Below are 17770 nucleotides of genomic sequence, written 5' to 3'. Positions count from 1 at the left end.
TAGTACGCTTTCGGCCATCACGGCGGCCAAGGTATCGCAGGGTTTATCGAAAGGACGGCAACATGAATCTGCAAAACATTGGCGTGATCGGCGCCGGCACCATGGGCAACGGCATCGCGCAAGTCTGCGCCCTGGCCGGTTTCAACGTGACCCTGCTGGACATCAGCGAGGTTGCCCTGCAAAAAGCCCTCGCCACCGTCGGCAAGAACCTGGACCGCCAGGTCGCCAAGGAAACCCTGAGCGCCGAACAAAAAAACGCCGCCCTCGACAAGATCCGCACCAGCACCGACTACAGCAGCCTGCACGATGCGCAATTGGTGATCGAAGCCGCCACCGAGAACCTCGACCTGAAACTGCGGGTGCTGCAGCAGATCGCCGCGCAGGTCGGCGCCGAGTGCGTGATCGCCTCCAACACTTCGTCGCTGTCGATCACCCAGCTGGCGGCCAGTGTCAGCCAGCCTGAACGCTTCATCGGCCTGCACTTCTTCAACCCGGTGCCGGTGATGGGCCTGATCGAAGTCATTCGCGGCCTGCAAACCAGCGATACCACCCACGCCCTGGCGCTGGACATGGCGACCCGCCTAGGCAAAACCGCGATCACCGCCGGCAACCGCCCGGGGTTCGTGGTCAACCGGATCCTGGTACCGATGATCAACGAAGCGATCCTGGTCTTGCAGGAAGGCCTGGCCAGTGCCGAGGACATCGACGCCGGCATGCGCCTGGGCTGCAACCAGCCTATCGGCCCGCTGGCCCTGGCGGACCTGATCGGCCTGGATACGCTGCTGGCGATCCTTCAAGCCTTCTACGACGGCTTCAACGACAGCAAATACCGCCCAGCGCCATTGCTCAAGGAAATGGTCGCCGCCGGTTACCTGGGACGCAAGACGGGGCGCGGCTTCCATGCCTATGCCTGAGCGTTGCTCGCGTTTCGCCGAATACCGGGACAAGGTGCTGGAGCTGTTCGCCAGCAAGGGTTTCGGTCAGGTTGGCATGCGTGAGCTCGCCACGTGCCTGGGGCTGTCCCCAGGCTCGCTGTATCACCATTACCCGAGCAAACAGCACCTGCTGCTGGATTTGATCGAAGAATTCTACGAAGAGTTGCTGGCCACGCTGGGGCGCATCAAGCAACAGGCGCCGGCCAAACGCGACCGCATCAACGGACTGATCCGCGCACACCTGAACCTGCATCGCGAGATGCCCTGGCATTTTCGCCTGGTGGAACGCGACAGCGATTGCCTGAACGAAGAGCAACAGGCACGGGTTCGACAGTTGCGCGAGCAGTACGAACGCCAATTGATGGTGATCCTCGGCGCCCGGTCGAGGTTCAGTGAGTCGGGGCTTCTGGCGGCCGGTCATGCCATCGCCGCCTTGCTCAACAGCGCTCCCTGCTGGCTGACCGTCCATTCGCTGGACGAAAGCGAGCACGATGAACTGCTGGAAAACATGGTCGGCGGCGCCATCGAGCGCTTGCTGGCGCCACGGCGCACGGGCGAGGCTATAAGCCTGGCGCGCCCTATCGAGAAAATATCTAAAAATACCCAGGCTCCCGCCGCGATTTAGCGCTTTGCTTGCCCAGTCGATGCCGTCGGAATTCGCGCTTGAACCAAGCGTCCAATCCGGTGTGTACCTTCCACTGACCGGGAGCGCAATCATGAAAATCAATCCCTACCTGATCTTCAATGGCGACTGCAAAGCCGCGTTCACCTTCTATGCCGAAAGCCTCAAGGGGCAGATCGAAGCCATGCTGACCTTCGGCGAAACCCCTGCCGCCGAGCATGTCCCCAAGGATCTGCACAATCTGATCATCCACACCCGCCTGGCCGTGGGCGACCAGGCGATCATGGGCTCGGACACCACCCCTGACCGCCCCACCGACGAGATGAGCGGCTGTTCGATTTCGCTGAATGTCGACAGCATCAAGGAGGCTGAACAGGTGTTTTCAGCCCTGGCCGAAGGCGGCCAGGTACAAATGCCGCTCGAGGCCACTTTCTGGGCCGCGCGTTTCGGCATGTTGGTCGACCGCTTTGGCGTGTCGTGGATGATCAACTGCGAGAAGGACCAGTAACAGAGCGCGTGCAACGACACTGTTCAAGCCTGAGCTGGAACGGTCGTGCATTCTGGAAACTCCCGGGCCGTCTGCTACCGTCAACAAGCCACCCCCGTGGCAGCGGCCCTTCGGAGGACACCACCATGCAAACCCATGACGCGTCATGGTCCACCCGTTTCAAACTGTCGCTGCTGGCGGGAGGGCTCGCCGCCGCCCTGCTGGCACTCAGCGGTTGCGCGACAGTCGATGCCCAGACCACCGCCTACGTCGGCGTGGAACATCCCGCACCGACCCTGCCCAGTGAAGTCGTGGTGCTGCGCTCCGAGCCCCTTCGCCCGCACATTCGACTGGGGGAAATTCTGATCGACGCCAGCGTCGACCCCGCCCCGCCTATTACCGAGGTCGAACAGAAACTGCGGGAAGAATCCGCCAAGCTCGGTGGCGATGCCGTGGTAGTGGTCTATGACCATATCCAGCCGGTAGGTGCCTACCTCAACGGGCCGCTATGGGCTCGCGACGTACAGACCGTCAATGGCCGCAAACTCAAAGGGATCGTGATCAAGTACAAAATTTGAGACGCTGGATTTTCCGTTGGAAGTGACAACGCGGGGCACCGTTTCCCCGCGAGTCACTGGGCGCATTTGTGCCCGCGTACCACCCTGCTTCACCCCTCCCTGGATCCGCTAAAACCTGCTACTGCCATCCTGCCAGCCTGAGCGGTTGCACTTCAGGCTTCCCCGATTTCGTCCTGCCGATAGTGACAGTGCAGGCATGCAATTTTTCGTCGCGCACTGATATGTTTTTTTTCATTTGTTTGATTAATGAAATTTTATGTGCCATTTATAGCCTAGAGAATCCCGGGAACGGTTGCCCTCGCCAGATCGGACGGCCGTTCCCCGCAGCACCCAAACACCTCATCCAGGGAGTCAACAATATGAACAAGACAGAACTTCTAGGTGCTCTGGCACTGTGCGCCGCAAGCCTGCTGGCACATGCCGACGAGGACAGCCTGCGCATCGGTATCGAAGCCGCCTACCCGCCCTTCTCCTTCAAGACGCCAGAGGGCAACGTCAGTGGTTTCGATTACGACATCGGCAACGCGCTGTGCGAAGAAATGAAGGTCAAATGCGAGTGGGTCATCCAGGAATTCGACGGCATGATCCCGTCGCTGAAAGTGCGCAAGATCGATGCGGTGCTGTCGTCGATGTCGATCACTGACGACCGCATGAAGTCGGTCGACTTCAGCAAAAAGTACTACCACACGCCGGGCAAGTTCGCGATGAAGGCCGGCAACGTGATCAACGACCCGCTGGTCGATCTCAAGGGCAGGAAAGTTGGCGTCCAGCGTTCTTCGACCTATGACCGCTTCGCCACTGAGCAGCTTGAGCAGGCCGGCGTCTCGATCGTTCGCTACTCCTCACAGAATGAAGCCTTTCTCGACCTGGCGGCGGGTCGCCTGGATGCCACGCTCGCCGACATCGTCAACACCGATGAGAGCTTTATCAAGACGCCCCTGGGCAAGGGCTTTGCGCTGGTCGGGCCCGACATCAACGACCCCAAATACTTCGGCAGGGGCGCCGGGATCGCGGTGCGCAAAGGCGACAGCGCGAACGTCGCACGCCTGAGTGCGGCGATTGACGCCATCCGCAGCAATGGCAAGTACCAGCAAGTGATGGCCAAGTATTTCGCCTTCGATATCTACGGCGAATAAGCCTCCATCCGAAACCCTGGCGCCGGCCCCTGCGGGCGCCACTTGTGGCTTGTCTCGCGCGCCTCGCGGCGCTCGCTTGAGGAACTTCATCATGCTCCACGGCTACGGATCGAGCATTCTCGATGGCGCCTGGCTGACCATCAACCTGGCCCTGACCTCCATGACCATGGCCATTGCCCTGGGCCTGATCGGCGCCGCCTTTCGGTTGTCGCCGTTCAAATGGCTGGCGGTACTCGGCGAAGGCTATACCACCCTGATCCGCGGGATTCCCGACCTGGTATTGATCCTGCTGATCTTCTATGGCGGCCAGGATCTGGTGAACCGCCTTGCCCTCGCACTGGGCTACACCCGCTACATCGACATCAATCCCTTTATCGCGGGCGTCTGCACCATGGGATTCATCTTTGGTGCCTATCTCTCGGAAACCTTTCGTGGCGCCTTCATGGCAATCCCCAAGGGCCAGGGCGAGGCCGGCGCTGCCTATGGCATGAGTGGCTTGCAGGTGTTCTGGCGGATCCTGGTGCCACAGATGATCCGTTTCGCCATTCCCGGTTTCACCAACAACTGGCTGGTGCTGACCAAATCCACCGCGCTGATCTCGGTGATCGGCCTGCAGGACATGATGTTCAAGGCCAAGAACGCGGCGGACGCCACCCATGAGCCGTTCACCTTTTTCCTCACGGTTGCCGCGCTCTACCTGATGCTCACCAGCGTGTCATTGCTGGTGCTGCGCTACCTGGAAAAACACTACTCGGTCGGCGTCAAAGCCGCTGAACTGTAACGGGGAACACCGCCATGATTCTCGACTACCACCTGATCTGGGAAAACCTGCCGCTGTACCTCAATGGCGCCCTGGTGACCCTCAAAGTCCTGCTGATTTCCCTGGCCATCGGCCTGGTGCTGGCGATTCCCGTCGCGTTGATGCGCGTATCCCGTTCACCGCTGGTGAACTTCCCGGCCTGGCTCTACACCTACGTGATTCGCGGCACGCCGATGCTGGTGCAACTGTTCCTGATCTATTACGGGTTGGCGCAGTTCGAAGCGGTACGCCAAAGCGCGCTCTGGCCGTACCTGTCCAGTGCCACGTTTTGCGCCTGCCTGGCCTTTGCGATCAACACCAGTGCCTACAGCGCCGAACTGCTGGCTGGCAGCTTGAAGGCCACGGCCCACGGCGAGATTGAAGCCGCCAGGGCCATGGGCATGTCGCGCTTGACCCTGTACCGGCGGATTCTCCTGCCGTCGGCCCTGCGCCGGGCGCTGCCGCAGTACAGCAACGAAGTGCTGATGATGCTGCAAACCACCAGCCTGGCGTCGATCGTCACGCTGGTCGATATCACGGGCGCCGCGCGAACGGTCAGTTCGCGGTTCTACTTGCCGTTCGAGGCGTTCATTACCGCGGGCCTGATCTACCTGGCCTTGACCTTCATCCTGGTTCGCCTGTTCAAGCTGGCCGAGCGCCGCTGGCTGGCCTACCTGGCACCGCGCAAGCACTAAGGAGCCTTATGCAGCACATTCAATACCTCTTGCCGTGGAGTGCCTCGGGCACGGAGCGCAAGCTGTCGCTGTTGCGTTTTGGCAGCGGACCGCGCAAGGCCTACATCCAGGCCTCCCTGCATGCCGACGAATTGCCGGGGATGCGCGTCGCCGTCGAACTCAAGCGCCGCCTGCTGGAACTGGAAGAGCAAGGCCGCCTGAGCGGAGTGATCGAGTTGGTGCCAATGGCCAATCCGATCGGCATCGCGCAGATGTTCCAGGCCACCCATCAAGGTCGCTTCGAATTCTCCAGCGGGAAGAACTTCAATCGCGATTTCCCGGAACTGGCCGATGACGTGGCGCAGCGACTGGAAGGTCAACTGGGCGATGATGCCGATGCCAACGTCGACCTGATCCGCCGCGCCATGGGTCATGCCCTCGCCAACTTGCCAGCGGCGACCTCGGAGCTCGACGGCCTGCGTCGCCTGTTGCTGCAGCACGCCTGCGATGCCGATGTGGTGCTGGACCTGCACTGCGACTTCGAGTCGATCATGCTGCTGTATGCCATGCCGCAAAACTGGCCACGCTTGCGCTCGTTGGCCGCCCGCCTCGGTGCCGGCGTTGCGCTGCTGGCCGAGGCTGCAGGCGGCAACGCTTTCGATGAAGCCTGCGCACTTCCCTGGCTGCAACTGGCCGCGCGCTTCCCGCAAGCCAACATTCCCCTGGCGTGTGCGGCCACCACTATCGAATTGCGCGGCATGGCGGACACTGAACGCGAGACCTGTGTCGACAGCGCGCAAGCCATTCTCGGCTATCTCGCCGAGCAAGGCCTGATCAGCGGTGACTGGCCCGCGGCGCCACCGGGCGAGTGTGAGGCGACACCCTTTGCCGGTGCGCAGTACGCCTACGCACCACACCCGGGGGTGGTGAGTTACCTGCAACCGCTGGGTGCCCGGGTTGAGGTCGGCGATCCGCTGTTCGAGGTGATTGATCCGCTCACCGACCAGCACAGCGTGGTGCGCGCCAGCACCGACGGCATTCTTTATGCCCGCGAACGCCTGCGCTTCGCCCAGCCCGGCCTGTGGCTGGCGAAAATTGCCGGCAATACCCCCATTCGCCAAGGCCGCTTGCTCAGCGACTGACAAACAGAGAGTCGGAACCATGTACAAGCTGGAAATAAACAATCTGCACAAAAGCTACGGCAGCCACGAAGTGCTCAAGGGCGTGTCCCTGGAGGCGAAAGCCGGTGACGTCATCAGCATCATCGGCTCCAGCGGCTCGGGCAAAAGCACCTTCCTGCGTTGCATCAACCTGCTGGAACAGCCCAACGCCGGCAACATCGTGCTCAATGGCGAACAGCTCAAGCTGGTGAGCAACAAGCTCGGCGGGCTCAAGGCTGAGGAACCCAAACAACTGCAACGCATGCGTTCGCGGTTATCGATGGTGTTCCAGCACTTCAATCTCTGGTCGCACATGAGTGCCCTTGAAAACGTCATGGAAGCGCCGGTGAATGTACTGGGCATCAACAAAAAAGAAGCGCGGAAAAAGGCCGAGCACTATCTGGACAAGGTCGGCGTGGCGCACCGCATGGACGCTTGGCCGGCGCATATGTCCGGCGGTGAGCAACAGCGCGTGGCGATTGCCCGGGCACTGGCCATGGAGCCGGAGGTGATGCTGTTCGACGAGCCCACTTCGGCACTCGACCCCGAACTGGTCGGCGAAGTGCTGAAGGTCATGCAGGATCTGGCGCTGGAAGGCCGGACCATGGTGGTCGTGACCCACGAAATGGGCTTTGCCCGCGAGGTGTCGAACCAGCTGGTGTTCCTGCACAAGGGCCAGGTCGAGGAACGGGGCGATCCGCGCGAGGTGCTGGTCAACCCGCAGTCCGAACGCCTCCGTCAGTTTCTGGCTGGAAGCTTGAAATAAGCCATCTGCGCACACCGAGGGTCGGCATCAGATACACTCGCGTGCACATACCTGTAGGAGCGAGCGGGCGGCGTTCCGACTTGCCCGCGAAGGGAACGCCGCGGTGTTTCAGGTATTGCGCGTCATCGTTCTTCGCGGGCAAGCCTCGCTCCTACAGGGGGTTTGCGCCCGCCCCATCTCCAACCCTCAGGAACTGTTGAGCCGGATATGCCGAACCCTTCGAAAGACACCACGGTCTATGCCGCGCCAGTGATGCGCAAACTGGCGGAAATCGTTTCCGATCTGCCGCCGTCACTGCGCAAGGTGGCGGACTTTGTCCTGCGTCACCCGCTCCGGGCCGCGACGCTGACCATCGAAGAAATGGCCCATGAAACCTCCACCTCGCCCGCCGCGGTGAATCGCCTGGCCAAGGCGCTGAACCTGGGTGGCTACACCGGCATGAAGGCCGAGCTGGTGGCGACGTTGCAGCAGATGGTGTCGCCGGTCGACAAACTGCGCAACGAACTGGCGCATCGACCGGGTGGTGCATTTGGCCTGCATGAGCAAATCCACAGCGCCAGCAGCAACCTCGCCACGGCCGCGACCAACAACCATGCCGAGACCTTTGAGGCGTTCGTCACACGCCTGACCGAAGCGCGGAAAATCTACATCCTGGGCTTTGGCAACAGCGTGTACTTCGCCGGTCTCGCCGCCTCGACCCTGATGCCCTTCTGTGCGGACGCTACCGCCATCAGCATGGAAGGCGGCAACGAAAACGCCGCTTACCGGCTGGCCGCCATCACCGATCAGGACGTGTTGCTGGCGATCTCGTTGCCGCGCTACTCCCTCGACACCCTGCAACTCGCACGTTTCGCCAACGCGCGCGGCGCCTCGGTACTGGCGATCACCGACTCACCCGCCTCCCCGCTTACCGCCATTGCCGAACACGTGCTGTTCGCCCCGGCCGACCATCCGGTGCTGACCAGTTCCAACATCGCCGTACTTGCCCTGATCGAAGGATTGGTGGCGGGCGTGATGGCTCGCAACAAGGAAGCCGTCAAGCTGGCGACCGAACTGACCGAAAGCGTGATGTCCTACCTGCATATCCCGCCCGGCAACAAAGCGCCGAAAAAGTGATGTTTCCGGTCGCCTCCTGTAATGCCAACCCACGCTAGCGCGCGGGTTGGGTCTGTGTCAGGAACGGCGTGGAAAACAGCGCTGTATCCATGAGCTTCTCGACGTCGACGCGATGGGGAAAGATCTTCTTTTCCACGAACAGGTCATCGACTTGCTGCAAGGCCAGCACATCCTGTGGCTCGACCGGCAACAGCGACTCATCGCCCCAGCTGCGCAGGCGTTGCGAGACGTCCAGCGGAATATCATTGACCCTGGCGAAGACCCGCGCGTACTCGTCGGGGTTCTGCCGGGCCCACTCGAACGCCTTGGCGAAACGCTGCAACAGGTCACGCTCAGCGAACGCTTCCAGGGCCCGGGTGTCGCCGCCCTGCTCGACAGTATTGGCGTGCCCGCGCCCCCCGGGGCGCAGTTTTTCACCAATGGCGCCAGTACGCGTACCTCCGGGGTCGATGTGGTGGGTAACTACCGGCAGAACCTCAATGCGTTCAGCTCGGTGCGATGGACCGCAGCACTGAACTACAACCACACGCAAATCCTCAGCGTCGACCAGACCCCGTCCCTGCTCACCGCCCTGAACAGCAGTTATCAACTGATGGGGCGCCAGGCCCGAGCGTTGATCACCAAGACCTCCCCCAGCAGCAAGGCGATTTTCTCGGCTGATTGGGCGATCCATGACTTCGACGTCAATCTGCACCTGACCCGCTATGGCACCTACACCGAGGTCTACCTGACCAGCACGAGCTACGCCAAGGCGCACCCGGAGGTCCTCAAGGTGGTCTACGAGCAACTGGACAAGACCGGTAGCTGGGTAAAATCCAACCCCCGTGAAGCGGCCCAGGTGCTCAGCCCGCAATGGGGCAACCTTGGGGTAGACACCGTCGAGAGCGCCAACACCCATCGCAGCTATCAGGTGCAGCCGGTGAAAAGCGATGAGTTGGGAGAACAGCAGAAAATCGCCGACGCTTTTTTTGCCGCAGGCTTGTTGCCCAAGGCGGTGGATGCGAAGGATGTTGAGATCTGGCGGCCGTGAAATTTCGGATGCGTCAATAAAGGATTCGGCTTATCGGATCGCCGCGTCGAGGCGTAGGCGCCAACCATTCGATAATTTTTTCGACTGACGCGAACACCACCCGATCAGGCCGTTGATCCATGCCGCGTCACAGCCTGTGGGAGATTGTTGTCTGGGTGCATATCCATTGCTGCGGTAACGGCTACTTATGGTTTCGCCCTTACGGCGACTCTCTTTTTCAAACACCAAAAAGTAAGCAAAAGGCTTTGCCCCACCACTCGGTGCCTCGCCTAGGCTCGGCATGCCGTAACGAAGGCATTGCTCCGTGGGTCGCCGCGATGGGCCATCCATGGCCCAGCGCGGCTAAACCGGCGTCCTGCCGGTTTACCCACTGCACAATGCCTGCGTTCGGCCAGCGTGGTTAACGGGGCACCCAGATCAAAAGCCAAAACGAGGCGGCCTTAAGCCGACCTGACTTTGCGGGTGCACCCGATCCCCCGTAGGAGCCAGGCTTGCCGGCGAAGAACGATAACGTGGTGCAACAGAGACACCGCAGCGCCTGGTTCGCCGGCAAGCCTGGCTCCTACAGGGAAATGCGCGGCTCCCGATCAGGTCGGCTTTAAGGCCGCCTCGCTCTGCTTTTGCTCTGCTTTGGCTTTTGATTTTCTTGCCCCATCGCGGCGGGCCCACGGAGCAGGATCGGAGCGAGGGTACCCCGAGCCCCAGCGAGGGGCCGATCGCCAGGGGCAAGAGCCCTTGGTTACTTGGGGCTTTTCCAAGTGACTCGCCGTAAGGGCGAAACCCTAAGTGGCCGTTACCGCAGGAACGGATATGTACACCTGAAAGACAATCATCGATTGTCAGGCCGCCTTCGCCGGCAAGCAGGGCTCCTACAGTAAAACGGGTACAGCCGCGAGCGATTGGTCGGCTGTCAGGCCGCCATCGCTGCGATGCGGCGACCCGAAAAGCCAGCCCCTAACAAGAGAAATTCGTACGACTCCCCTCGCCTTGCCGCTCGTCCGCCACTACGCACCTTCCCATGAGTCGGCCTTCCAATGCAGTACATCCCCTCGCACGGAAGACTCAAAAGATGAACATAACCCTCGCCACTCTCATGCTCACGGGCTTGCTGTCGGCTTCGCCGCTTTACGTGCAGGCCAACGAGAAAACAACCGAGGATGCAACGATTCCACCTTCGGCACTTCCCGGGCTCAACCAGCCGGAATCCAACGAAGAAAAGGCCGATAAAAAGGGCGAGGAAGCGGCGGGTTCAAACGCCGGTGCCGACGCGCACTCCATGAAAAAAGACGCAGCGTCGGAGGATGACGGCGACAACCAGAGAGGTAGCAAGTCGGGGAGCTGATCGACCCCTACCCCTCTTTCAAAAGACGCTGACTGTATCAGTCGTCCCGGTCGTCACGATCGCGATAACGACGGTTGTCGCGGTCATCGTCACGACGATCGTATCGATGGTCATACCCTCGATCATCGTCATCCCGGTCATAGCCACGGCGATGATCATGATCGTGATATCGACCGTACCTTTCTCCGTCATCCCAGTGAGGTCCGCAGCCTCCCAGCAAGAGCAGGCTGGAAAGGGCCAGGGTCATCATTACTGCGCGTTTCATTTGAGCATCCTGAAGGTCGGGGGGGGGGTGAGAGGGTTTCGGCCGTAGGAAATCCCCCATGGCGTTGAAACCCTGTCTATGACCATTCAGTAACTCAATGATTCCGTTGGCAAATACAACAGGCAGGTGTTCACGTGGCGCACGCTTTTTCGACCCTGAAAAAAATCGCCCTTGGTGCGCTCACTCAACTTGCAGACAACAGCCTGCGCAACAAAAATTCTTACAATCCAATAATGCACTAAAGTGTGGGGTTGAGTGTTCTAATGGGCCTTGAAATGCCAAAGGCTCAATCATGCGCATCAAATTTCCCGGCATTCCTGCATTCGGCATCTACCTTGCCCTGGTTTGCCTGTTCGCGGCTGCATGGATCACCCACCCGGCCCCCGAGCATTCGCCCTTTGCCCTGACCGCTCCCGCCTCGGCTGTGGCGGACAAGGAAGCCAAGCCCATCTATACCAGCCGTTTCGCCTCCTCCGGGCTGGTGGACTTCGTGCATTCCGCGGCGGTCACTGCCTTGCCTGACGGTAGCCTGATGGCAGTCTGGTTCGCTGGCACCCGCGAAGGCGCAGCCGATGTGCAGGTGCGTTCCGCCCGTTTCAACCTGAGTACCGGCGAGTGGGGGGAGGAGCAGGTCATGGCGACCCGGGACTCAACCCAGCAAAGCACGCGAAAGTACATCCGCAAACTGGGCAACCCGGTCATTGCCCTCGCGCCGGACAACCGCTTGTGGCTGTTCTACGTTTCCGTATCCATGGGCGGCTGGGCCGGTAGCGCGGTCAATGTGATGGTTTCAGACGACTTTGGCGGGCATTGGTCGGCGCCGCGCCAATTGATCACTTCACCTTTCCTGAACATCAGCACCCTGGTCCGGTCGGCACCGGTGTTTCACGCCGACGGCTCCATCGGTCTGCCGGTCTACCACGAATTCCTCGGCAAGTTTGCCGAATACCTGTACTTGAGCCCAGACGGTGTGGTGATCGATAAATTCCGCATTAGCCACGGCAACAACTCATTACAGCCGGCGATCGTCCCGCTGGATGGCCAGCGCGGCATCGCCTTGTTGCGTTATGCAGGTGACACCCACCACCGGGTCCTGGCGAGCCGCACGGAAGACGCCGGGCAAAACTGGAGCGAACCTTATCCGCTGGTGCCTTCGAACCCCAATTCCTCGTTGGCGGCCGTTGCCACGCCAGACCGCGGGTTGCTGGTAGCGCTCAATGACCTGCAGGAGGGGCGTTTCAAGCTGAGCCTGTATGTCACCGATTCGAAAATGGACGACTGGCGCCTGCTGCACGACCTGGACAAATCACCGGATCCAGAAGGCGATCCGTACACACCTCTGGTCTACAAGGAAATCATCGGCAAACAGTTCCGTGGTTCCAGTGGCAAACTGCGCCGGGCGCTGGAGGCGCAATTCCTCGCCAACCTCGACAAACGTGTGTGTAAAAGCCAGGAATGTGAGTTTGAATATGAATACCCCTACTTCATCCGCAGTCCCGACGGGATGTACCACCTGGTCTATTCCTGGAACAACACCTTCATCAAGCACGTCACCTTCAACGATGCCTGGCTGGCCGAGCGTCTCCAATGATTAACCTGTGGCAGGCCCATGCCAGCTTCGCGATGGTCATCTTCCTGTTACTGCCGTCTTTTGGCCTGAACAGGGGCTGGCGCATCGCCCTGCTGCTTGCCTTGCTGGCCGCCAGCTTCATACCGCTGGGCGGGTTGTCGCTGGCCGCTTACCTGCGCAGCCATATCGATGACCTTGCGATCACCTCAATGGTGTTCATGGCGTGGGGGTGTTTACGCAGGCTGGGTGTGTTACCGCCTGAGCGGCAGGGTCAAGTCAGCGTATTGATCCTCTTCGCCGCGCTGGCCCTGGTGCTGTACCCGGCAACCCTGGGCCTGAGCGACCTGGACCCTTACCGGCGGGGTTACAGCCCGCGGCCCCTGTTGTTGTTCGTCGCACTGATGACGCTGGGCCTGTTCTACCTGCGTCATTACCTGACCGTGGTGATGTTGACCTGCGCGACCCTGGCCTTCCTCGTCGGGATCAAGCCTTCCCACAACTATTGGGATTACCTGGTCGATCCGCTGCTGGGCCTGTATTGCTGCCTGGCGCTGCTGATACTAGGGACACGTTGGGCGTATCGCCGGCTCATCACCCTGCGCAGCGCTTGAAATTCAACGAAATTTTAACAAGGAAACTGGCATGGGCTGGCTGAAATCGAGACGTCTGCATTACTGGCTGGGCGCAACAGCGATCGCCTTTGTGCTGTTTGCACTGCTGCGGGTGGTGTTCTTTTTCGGCTTTTCCGGTTTCGACGCCAAAGCCCTGGGCGACGATCATGTGCTGACAACCCTGGGCATCGGCTTTCGATTCGATTTGCGCCTGGCCATCCTGGTCATGCTGCCGCTGGCGTTGCTGGCCTGGATCCCGCGCTGGAACCTTGTCCGCAGCCGCCTACTGCGTGGCATCGCCCGCCTGTACCTGGTCGCCGTCCTCAGCGCTGTGCTGCTGATCTACATCATCGATTTTGGCCATTACGCCTACCTCGGCGTAAGGATCAACGCCACGGTGCTGCGCTTCATCGAGGATGCGCAAATATCCCGTGACATGGTCTGGCAAACCTACCCGGTCATCTGGATCTCACTGGGCTGGCTGGCAACCGTCGCGTTGGTGACTCTGGCCCTGGTGCGCCTGGAACGCGTCACGCTGGACCGCCCGCGCCAAACCATTCACCCGCTCTCCGCGACATGGGGCGGTGCGGTGATGGTGGTGCTGGTGCTGCTGGGTATCCTGGGTCGTGTCGAACACCTGAACCTCGAAAACCCTGTGCCGCTGCGCTGGAGCGATGCGTTCTTCTCAGGCAATAACCAGATCGCCGCGCTGGGCCTGAACCCGGTGATCTTCTTCTACGACACCGTCAAGGTCGGCCAGTCGCGCTATGACGAAGCACAGGTGCGCGAACATTACGCAGTGATGGCCCACTATCTGGGCGTCGACAAACCTGATCCGCAGACCCTCGACTTCGTCCGCCACCAAGCGCCACAAACCTACAAAATCAACGGTTCGCGGCCACCGAACGTGATGTTCGTCATGCTCGAGTCGCTGGGCACCAGCGCCGTCGGGGCCTATGGCAACCCGATCAACCCAACGCCCAACATCGATCGCCTGGCCACGCAGAGCTGGTTCTTCAAGCATTTCTATGTGCCGGTTACGGGGACGGCCAAAACCGTCTGGGCCAGTATTACCGGGGTGCCTGACGTCACTCGACAGGAAACCGCGACGCGTAACCCACTGATCACCCGGCAAAACACGCTGATCAATGCCTTCACCGGCTACGACAAGATCTACACCATTGGCGGCAACTCCGGCTGGGCCAACATGAATGCCCTGATCCGGCAAAGCATCGACGGCGTTCGCCTGTTCGACGAGCGCGACTGGAAATCCCCGGTGGTGGATGTGTGGGGCATCTCGGACCTGGACCTGTTCAAGGAAACCGACCAGATCCTGCAAGCGCTGCCCAAGGACAAACCGTTCTTCGCCTATGTGCAAACGGCCGGCAACCATCGTCCCTTCACGATTCCAAAGAGCAATGACGGGTTCGAGGTCAAGCACCCTACCCTGGAACAGGTCCAGGCCGCAGGCTCGCGCAGTGTCGAGCAATACAACGCCGTGCGCCTGCTGGACTTCAACATCGGACGCCTGATGGAAATCGCCAAGGCCGGCGGCTGGTACGAAAACACCATTTTCGTGCTGTTCGGCGACCACAACACCCGTATTGCCCAGATCCCCTTCCTGGCCCCGGCCTACGAGCAACTGGGCCTGGAAAGCAACGCGGTACCGATGATCATCCACGCGCCAGGCCTGATCGGAACGCGCAAGGTCGAGGAAGCCGTCGGCCTGGTGGACCTGCTGCCAACCGTGGCGGGCATGGCCGGCCTGGAGTTTCGCAACAGCGGCATGGGCCGCGATATCCAGCAGCCCGCGCCCGAAGGCGAACGCGTGGTTCCACTGGTGCTGCGTGAAGGCACCTTCCCGCTGATTGCCGGCGTGACGCAACACTACATGGTGCAGATGGAGCACGACGGCAGCTCGCCAACCCTGCATGACCTGGCCTCACCGACGCCGCTGGACAACGTCGCCGAGCAAAACCCCGAGGAGTTCAAGCGACTGTCACGGTTGACCCGCGCCATGCATGAAACCTCGCGATTGATGCTGTATCAGAACGTACGCCAGTAACCCGTCGACGATTACGGTTTTACCGCATGACCATCGCCAGCGTGAGGGGTGGCAGCGAGTTGCTTGTCCGGAACGGTAAAACTCACTGTCGTGCTGGTGAGTATCCTGTGCGTCGGGTCGGCCACTTCAAGCAGGACCTTGTGGGCGCCGGGAGTCAGTCCGACCAGGATGATCGGGTCTTCACTGGTGTGCGCCCATGTACCTTTCCAGTCATCGACGGTCACGTGAAGGTGACCCAGGCGTGGCGATACATCGGCAGCCGCCTTGCCGAATACCGGCATGATCCTGGCCTGCTCTGTTCGATACTGGATAATGACCACGCCGCGAGCGAGCGGCTCGGCAAGCGGCGGATAGGCAATGAGCCTTGGGGCCGTTTCGGATTCCAGTGGCAGTATTGCCGGTGGGTGATCGGTGTCTGCCGCCCCTTGACCGAACGCTGCCGTGCAAAACAACACACCCCAGGCAATGGCCAACAGATTTGCGCAAGCCATGGTGGATTTCTCCTAAAGACCGACTTTGCTCTTGAGTTCGGCTTCGTTCCAAAGGCCGCTCAACGGGCCGCCCGGCAAACCTTCATTGGCTCGCGCCAGCGGGAAAATGACCGGTAAAAACCCGGCGTCGCGCACCAACCGGGCGCCCATGTCCCGGGCCTGGGCGTCGTCGGCGAAAATCGCAATCGCCTTGTCTTTGCCGGACTGGTCTTTCATCGAGGCATAGCCTATGGCGTTGAACGCCCGCACCAGGCGTATTCCGGGCAGATATTGCTGGTCCGCCGAGGCGACACCCATCTCCAGCGCCTTGCGCCCGACCTCTGCGTCACGGCCGCTGAACGGGTTGCTGGTGCTCAACACCACCTTGCCGTCCAGCTTGCCCTGGAGCTGTTCGGACAGCTCTGGCATCGCGCCATAGGGAACACTTAACACGATCACCTCGCCCCATGTCGCGGCATCGCTCACCGAGCCCGCCTGGGCGTTGGGGCCGGCGCTATTGACCAGATCCGTCAGTTCCTCGGGGTGGCGAGAGGAAAACATGACCGAGTGCCCGGCCTTTACCCAGAGCGTTCCCAGCGTACCGCCGACGTTACCGGAGCCGATGATGCCGATCTTGAGGGGGTCAGCCATAGCCTGGCTGGCGCACATGACCATGCCGGCGAACATCAAAAAGAGGATTCTGGACATACGCTGTGCTCCTGCGCTGGAAAGCAGTCTCCTGTCCACACGGCAAGAGCCTGCAACACCAAGGTGAAGACTAGCTGCTTATTGCTGATCCTCGAGAGCTCTGCGTAAAACGCTTACCGACCTACGCTGCAAAAAAAATCCCGGAAACAGACGTCTCCGGGATTTTTTTGTAAAAGCCTGGCCGCTAAAAAGTCGCTTGCCCGGTAGTTTCCGCTCAATGGGATTTTTTTGGCGCGCCGGCTTTACTCAGTCCCTTCGAGTTGTGATCGCCCGGCGTCGACGCCGAAATAGCCCTGGCCTTATCAAGGCCGCGCGTATCTTTGGAGTGGGCAATGCCTGAAGTCGTGGTGCCGTGGCCATTGTCACTATTACGATCACTGCCGTAATGGTTGCCACTGATGCCGTGGTCGCGAACCGACTTGCCGGCATGATCACTGTTCAATCCCTCGCCACGGCCGTTACTGCCGGAATGACCCGAACCACTGTGGCCGCCACCATTGCCGCCACCGTGACCACCGCCGTTTCCGCCACCGTGGCCACCGCCATTTCCGCCGCCGCCGCCACCACCACCACCACCACCACCACCACCACCACCACCACCACCACCACCACCACCTTCTTTCGCATAGGCGGCGTTCATGATGGACAGGTCAGCAGGGAGTAAGGGGGCAGCTGCAAGCATCATGGCGAATGACATTACAGCAACGAGACTCTTGTTTTTAAAAAGCATGATTGCTTCCGTGAGGGTTGATTACGCGTACCTTATGACGCGTAAACCCCCTGACAGTTCCAAGTCTCGCGACGGACGGAATGCGCCAACAGAAATCAATCGAAAGCGCCGTTGAGCACTTCATAGATCAGACCGGTAGCGATCGCCACCAGTATCAAGTCGGTGCCCGCCTGCTGCCATTCATACCCGTCATAATGAGGCAGACTGCCGATCAGCCGGCCATCGAGCTTTTTGGCAATCCCCGGCGGAAGCGGTTTACCTCGGGCAAGGTTCTTTTGAATGCCGGGCGGTAACGCAGGTCCGGGGCTCCAGTAGTCCCGATGCCCATCGACAATGCCAATAATACTTCCCCGATTGATGCTGGGGCCATTGTCCCAATCACTGCCTCCAGAATGCTTCCCTTTGTTGCCCTGGTTGCCATGCTCCTGGCTGTTTTGCGAATTGCCTTTTGCGTTTCCCTGCCCCTTGCCATTACCTGGATCGGCCAATGCCGGCGCGGAGCCAGAAACCAATGCAATACACGTAATAGCGACAATCAACGAGCGTTTTCTGAACATATCCGTTCTCTCAGAAAGGGAGTATTCCCTGGAATGTAGACGCTTCGAAGCGAAGCCATGCCAAATTTTAAACAATCCACTGTGACACAGGCCACAACCCTGGCGCATGCTAAAGCGATGATCGAGCAGTAACAAAAGCAACGCCTTCT

At 60.4% G+C, this 17770-nt stretch carries 19 protein-coding genes and 3 pseudogenes; 16 read left to right on the top strand and 6 right to left on the bottom strand.

Annotation, left to right across the window (positions count from 1 at the left end; genetic code table 11):
• Positions 1–62: 62 nt before the first annotated feature.
• From OH720_RS11605 to OH720_RS11560, 10 genes are all read left to right on the top strand, one after another.
• Positions 63–914, top strand: coding sequence for a 3-hydroxybutyryl-CoA dehydrogenase (locus tag OH720_RS11605; RefSeq protein ID WP_272605712.1), 852 nt, complete (start codon positions 63–65; stop codon positions 912–914).
• Positions 901–1560 carry a TetR/AcrR family transcriptional regulator gene (locus OH720_RS11600; RefSeq protein WP_272605711.1) on the top strand — a complete coding sequence of 220 codons (660 nt, stop codon included), beginning with the start codon at positions 901–903 and terminating at the stop codon, positions 1558–1560. The genes OH720_RS11605 and OH720_RS11600 overlap by 14 nt, the downstream gene beginning before the upstream one ends.
• 91 nt (positions 1561–1651) lie before the next feature.
• The gene (locus tag OH720_RS11595) at positions 1652–2065 is read left to right on the top strand and encodes a VOC family protein (protein WP_008066131.1); all 414 of its coding nucleotides are present in this window, start codon (positions 1652–1654) and stop codon (positions 2063–2065) included.
• A 125-nt stretch (positions 2066–2190) separates the two neighbouring features.
• The gene (locus OH720_RS11590; RefSeq protein WP_180206106.1) at positions 2191–2622 is read left to right on the top strand and encodes a hypothetical protein; all 432 of its coding nucleotides are present in this window, start codon (positions 2191–2193) and stop codon (positions 2620–2622) included.
• Positions 2623–2981: 359 nt separating this feature from the next.
• Positions 2982–3758 (top strand): ABC transporter substrate-binding protein, encoded by a 777-nt coding sequence (locus OH720_RS11585; RefSeq protein ID WP_180206105.1) that lies wholly within the window; start codon positions 2982–2984, stop codon positions 3756–3758.
• A gap of 91 nt (positions 3759–3849) precedes the next feature.
• Positions 3850–4539: an ABC transporter permease gene (locus OH720_RS11580; RefSeq protein WP_008066123.1), complete on the top strand. Its 690-nt coding sequence runs from the start codon at positions 3850–3852 to the stop codon at positions 4537–4539.
• A gap of 14 nt (positions 4540–4553) precedes the next feature.
• Positions 4554–5252 (top strand): ABC transporter permease, encoded by a 699-nt coding sequence (locus OH720_RS11575; RefSeq protein WP_180206103.1) that lies wholly within the window; start codon positions 4554–4556, stop codon positions 5250–5252.
• An 8-nt stretch (positions 5253–5260) separates the two neighbouring features.
• Positions 5261–6373, top strand: a complete 1113-nt coding sequence (locus OH720_RS11570) for a succinylglutamate desuccinylase/aspartoacylase family protein (protein ID WP_272605710.1) — start codon at positions 5261–5263, stop codon at positions 6371–6373.
• 19 nt (positions 6374–6392) lie between these two features.
• Entirely contained in the window at positions 6393–7157 is a 765-nt protein-coding gene (locus OH720_RS11565) for an ABC transporter ATP-binding protein (RefSeq protein ID WP_272605709.1), read from the top strand.
• Between the two features lie 207 nt (positions 7158–7364).
• Positions 7365–8273: a MurR/RpiR family transcriptional regulator gene (locus OH720_RS11560; protein WP_272605708.1), complete on the top strand. Its 909-nt coding sequence runs from the start codon at positions 7365–7367 to the stop codon at positions 8271–8273.
• A gap of 34 nt (positions 8274–8307) precedes the next feature.
• Here OH720_RS11560 and OH720_RS11555 read toward each other — a convergent pair.
• Positions 8308–8604: pseudogene (locus OH720_RS11555) on the bottom strand (ABC transporter substrate-binding protein); the annotation flags it as partial.
• On the opposite strand from OH720_RS11555, the pseudogene OH720_RS11550 reads away from it, so the two are divergent.
• The 3 genes and pseudogenes from OH720_RS11550 to OH720_RS11540 all read left to right on the top strand — a co-directional run.
• Positions 8596–9009, top strand: a pseudogene (locus OH720_RS11550) (TonB-dependent receptor plug domain-containing protein); the annotation flags it as partial. The pseudogenes OH720_RS11555 and OH720_RS11550 sit on opposite strands and share 9 nt — an antisense overlap.
• Positions 8983–9303, top strand: a pseudogene (locus OH720_RS11545) (ABC transporter substrate-binding protein); the annotation flags it as partial. The pseudogenes OH720_RS11550 and OH720_RS11545, both read left to right, overlap by 27 nt.
• A gap of 1069 nt (positions 9304–10372) precedes the next feature.
• Complete coding sequence (locus OH720_RS11540) at positions 10373–10645, top strand: hypothetical protein (protein WP_272605707.1); 273 nt, start codon at positions 10373–10375, stop codon at positions 10643–10645.
• A gap of 37 nt (positions 10646–10682) precedes the next feature.
• Here the strand turns inward: OH720_RS11540 and OH720_RS11535 are convergent, their stop codons facing one another.
• Entirely contained in the window at positions 10683–10910 is a 228-nt protein-coding gene (locus OH720_RS11535) for a hypothetical protein (protein ID WP_008063996.1), read from the bottom strand.
• Between the two features lie 292 nt (positions 10911–11202).
• On the opposite strand from OH720_RS11535, the gene OH720_RS11530 reads away from it, so the two are divergent.
• Genes OH720_RS11530 through OH720_RS11520 form a run of 3 tightly spaced genes read left to right on the top strand, consistent with a single transcriptional unit; the run spans position 11203 to position 15156 of the window.
• Positions 11203–12501, top strand: a complete 1299-nt coding sequence (locus tag OH720_RS11530; RefSeq protein WP_272605705.1) for a sialidase family protein — start codon at positions 11203–11205, stop codon at positions 12499–12501.
• Positions 12498–13091: a hypothetical protein gene (locus OH720_RS11525; RefSeq protein WP_272605704.1), complete on the top strand. Its 594-nt coding sequence runs from the start codon at positions 12498–12500 to the stop codon at positions 13089–13091. Before OH720_RS11530 ends, OH720_RS11525 begins: the two co-directional genes overlap by 4 nt.
• 31 nt (positions 13092–13122) lie before the next feature.
• A complete protein-coding gene (locus OH720_RS11520) occupies positions 13123–15156 on the top strand; it encodes an LTA synthase family protein (RefSeq protein ID WP_272605703.1) in 2034 nt (677 codons plus the stop codon).
• An 11-nt stretch (positions 15157–15167) separates the two neighbouring features.
• Here OH720_RS11520 and OH720_RS11515 read toward each other — a convergent pair whose 3' ends face one another.
• The 4 genes from OH720_RS11515 to OH720_RS11500 all read right to left on the bottom strand — a co-directional run bounded on the left by OH720_RS11515 (position 15168) and on the right by OH720_RS11500 (position 17621).
• Positions 15168–15647 (bottom strand): DUF6130 family protein, encoded by a 480-nt coding sequence (locus tag OH720_RS11515; protein WP_272605702.1) that lies wholly within the window; start codon positions 15645–15647, stop codon positions 15168–15170.
• Between the two features lie 12 nt (positions 15648–15659).
• The gene (locus tag OH720_RS11510) at positions 15660–16334 is read right to left on the bottom strand and encodes an NADPH-dependent F420 reductase (protein ID WP_272605701.1); all 675 of its coding nucleotides are present in this window, start codon (positions 16332–16334) and stop codon (positions 15660–15662) included.
• 214 nt (positions 16335–16548) lie between these two features.
• On the bottom strand, positions 16549–17064 hold the full coding sequence (locus tag OH720_RS11505) for a hypothetical protein (protein WP_272605700.1): 516 nt from the start codon (positions 17062–17064) through the stop codon (positions 16549–16551).
• Positions 17065–17159: 95 nt separating this feature from the next.
• Complete coding sequence (locus OH720_RS11500) at positions 17160–17621, bottom strand: anti-virulence regulator CigR family protein (RefSeq protein ID WP_272605699.1); 462 nt, start codon at positions 17619–17621, stop codon at positions 17160–17162.
• Between the last annotated feature and the right edge of the window lie 149 nt (positions 17622–17770).

It is taken from the genome of Pseudomonas sp. WJP1 (assembly GCF_028471945.1).
GTDB lineage: Bacteria > Pseudomonadota > Gammaproteobacteria > Pseudomonadales > Pseudomonadaceae > Aquipseudomonas.
Note: the sequence above shows the minus strand (reverse complement) of the source record. Positions and strands in the feature narration are given on the sequence as shown.